Origin of the sequence: Anaerococcus porci (assembly GCF_034090325.1) — a bacterium.
GTDB classification, from domain to species: Bacteria; Bacillota; Clostridia; order Tissierellales; family Peptoniphilaceae; genus Anaerococcus; species Anaerococcus porci.
Genome location: NZ_JAXDSU010000082.1, coordinates 1 through 2,551, shown reverse-complemented (window position 1 = coordinate 2,551; position 2,551 = coordinate 1). Strand labels below are relative to the sequence as shown.

Sequence of the window (2,551 nt, the reverse complement as noted above, 5' to 3'; positions counted from 1 at the left end):
GCTAAGGATATGGGGCAAGATTTGATGGAGATATCGGCTCATGCTGGAGCTAGACCAAGCCATGCGGTATGGCAAGGGCAAGTTGTGTCTATATCGGGTGAGAATAGTAAGTATTTAAGTTTAGATGACATTGGATATGGCGAAGTTACTGGATTTATGGGTGCAAATTGCAGGCATAATTGGTATCCATATTTTGAAGGAATAAGTGAAAGAGTTTGGAGCAAAGAAGAACTTGATAATATAGAACCTGAACCTTTTGAGTTTGAGGGTAAGGAATATACTTATTATGAAGCAACCCAAAAGCAAAGACAGATTGAAAGAGCTATAAGAAAATATAAGCATAGGGTTATGATGTATGAAAGGCTTGGAGATGATGAAAGTAGGCTGATTGCACAAGTAAGGTTACAAAGGCAAAGACAACTTTATAAAGATTTTAATAAGGCTGGTAATTTAAGGGCTAAGCCTTATAATTTAGCTAAATATGGGTATAATAAAAGTAAGGCAAGTAAGGAAGTCTGGGCGACTAAAAAAGCACAAAAGAAAGCTAACTCTATTTATAATCTAGGGTCTGATAAAAAGAATTTAGATATATACTTAAAAGATGAAAAGCTAAGAAAAGAAATAAAAAACACTTATAATCTTAATATCCATAAAGGAAGACAGGATAAGCATGTATTTGGTACAAATAATTATATAAATGATTTAAATAATGGAAAATACAATAGCTATCTATTAGATAAAGTTAATCCACAAGAATTAGTAGATAAGTATAGTGGTAAAGGAATATTCGAAAGAACGAGAAAGGGTAATTGGAAGAACAAAGAATTAGTGACATGTGATGAATTTATAGGAGTAAACATTGATAACATTTCAGATGATTTTAAATATACTAATAAATTCTATATTCACTATTCGAAGGAAGGCGGAGTGCATATAGTGCCAACTTTAAAGGGTGACAAGCAATGAATTTGAGAAAATTTTTTAACAAAAATATAAAGATAACTTTTTTTGATGGAGAGTTTTTGACGGGATATGTTGAAACATACACACCTTATTATGACTCCATTGAAAACGAAGAAGAGATAGCTATCTTAACATTAGATAAGAAGGGACCTTTGATAGGTATAAATGCGAGTGAAATAAAAGATATAGAATTATTAGATTAAGCACACTAACAAAAGTTAGATGTGCTTTTTTAATGGGAGTAATTATGGGAAGTGAAAATAGTAATGGTATAGGTTTTTTTGGTTTATTAACTATATTATTTATATTTTTAAAACTTACTAATCACATTAGTTGGTCGTGGGTATGGGTGTTATCACCCTTATGGATAAGTTTTATTATAGGAATAATAATCATAATAATAGCTGTAATAATAAATAAAGATATTTTATGAGAGAGTGTTAGGCTCTCTTTTTTCATGGGTTGTTGGTTTAAAGAAAAAATGACGGATTCCAAAACTGTTCGATAAAGGTTCAAGTCCTTTACAACCTGCCATGGTCTAGAAAAGCTGACCTAAAATGCTTTTAAAATACAAGAATCTAAAGTCAAAGCTACGACTTAAAAAGCTTAAGATAGGAGTGTTTATGAAGACAGAAGAATTAAAAGAAATAGGTTTAAGTGATGAGCAGATTGCAGAAGTTTTTAAGTTAAGAGGAAAAGAAGTTGAAGATTATAACAAGCTTAAAAATGAGTTTGAAACTTTAAAAACTGAAAATGAAAACTTTAAAAATCAAGTTGCAAGTGCAAATGAGCAAATAGAAGCGTTTGAGGATATGGATATTGATTCTATTAAGGCTAGTGCTGAGGAATATAAAAATAAGTATGAAGAAGCACAAGCTAAGGCTAAAGAAGATATAGAAAGAATTAAATTAAATAATACTATTGAATTAGGTTTAGTAAATGCTGGAACTAGGAATATTAAAGCAAGTAAAGCACTACTTGATATTGATAGTTTAAAAGCTTCTAAAAATTTAAATGATGATTTAAAAGCACAGATTGAAAGTTTGAAAGAATCTGATGGATACCTATTTAAGAGTGAAGATGGAAACAAAGAAAAAGCTGTAGGCAAATCATCTTCATTAGGTGGTAAAAGTGTAGAGGATATGACCTATGAAGAAATGCTGGAAGCTAATAGGAAAGGTATTTTATAGGGGGTAATATATGCCTAAATTATTTGATAAAAAATATTTTAATGCAGAAGTTTTTGAGAAATATGTTGATATTATTGAAAGAGAAAGAACTAATTCAATAAATAGAAAAAACATTACAGTACTGGTCAAATATTTTAATAAAATGGGCTGTTGCAAAATTATGAATTCTAAAGTTGAATCATTACAAGTTACTTTTAGACAATTTGAGTATAGCCTGTCGGCTTATAGAGTCCAAATTGTCGTGGAGGAGCTTGTAATAATTTTAGAACGATTAATTTATTCTGCAATAGTCCATCGTACTATAGACAAAATATATTAAAATTTTAAGGATTTATCTGATTTATACATAGGCTGAGTCAAGTAAAAGCTTGACTATTTTTTATAAAGATTTTATTTTT

At 29.8% G+C, this 2,551-nt stretch carries 5 protein-coding genes and 1 tRNA gene; all 6 read left to right on the top strand.

All coding sequences use genetic code 11. The features are described 5' to 3' along the window. Window positions 1–966: phage minor capsid protein (locus SOR60_RS08840; RefSeq protein ID WP_320595735.1), on the top strand; the 966-nt coding region annotated here is incomplete at its 5' end. Next, on the top strand, window positions 963–1,166 hold the full coding sequence (locus SOR60_RS08835; RefSeq protein WP_320595734.1) for a hypothetical protein: 204 nt from the start codon (window positions 963–965) through the stop codon (window positions 1,164–1,166). The genes SOR60_RS08840 and SOR60_RS08835, both read left to right, overlap by 4 nt. Before the next feature lie 44 nt (window positions 1,167–1,210). Next, window positions 1,211–1,396, top strand: coding sequence for a hypothetical protein (locus tag SOR60_RS08830; RefSeq protein WP_320595733.1), 186 nt, complete (start codon window positions 1,211–1,213; stop codon window positions 1,394–1,396). 26 nt (window positions 1,397–1,422) lie between these two features. Next, window positions 1,423–1,497, top strand: a tRNA-Trp gene (locus SOR60_RS08825). Between the two features lie 89 nt (window positions 1,498–1,586). After that, window positions 1,587–2,153 (top strand): phage scaffolding protein, encoded by a 567-nt coding sequence (locus SOR60_RS08820; protein ID WP_320595732.1) that lies wholly within the window; start codon window positions 1,587–1,589, stop codon window positions 2,151–2,153. 10 nt (window positions 2,154–2,163) lie between these two features. Further along, complete coding sequence (locus tag SOR60_RS08815) at window positions 2,164–2,472, top strand: hypothetical protein (RefSeq protein WP_320595731.1); 309 nt, start codon at window positions 2,164–2,166, stop codon at window positions 2,470–2,472. The last annotated feature ends 79 nt before the right edge of the window (window positions 2,473–2,551 follow it).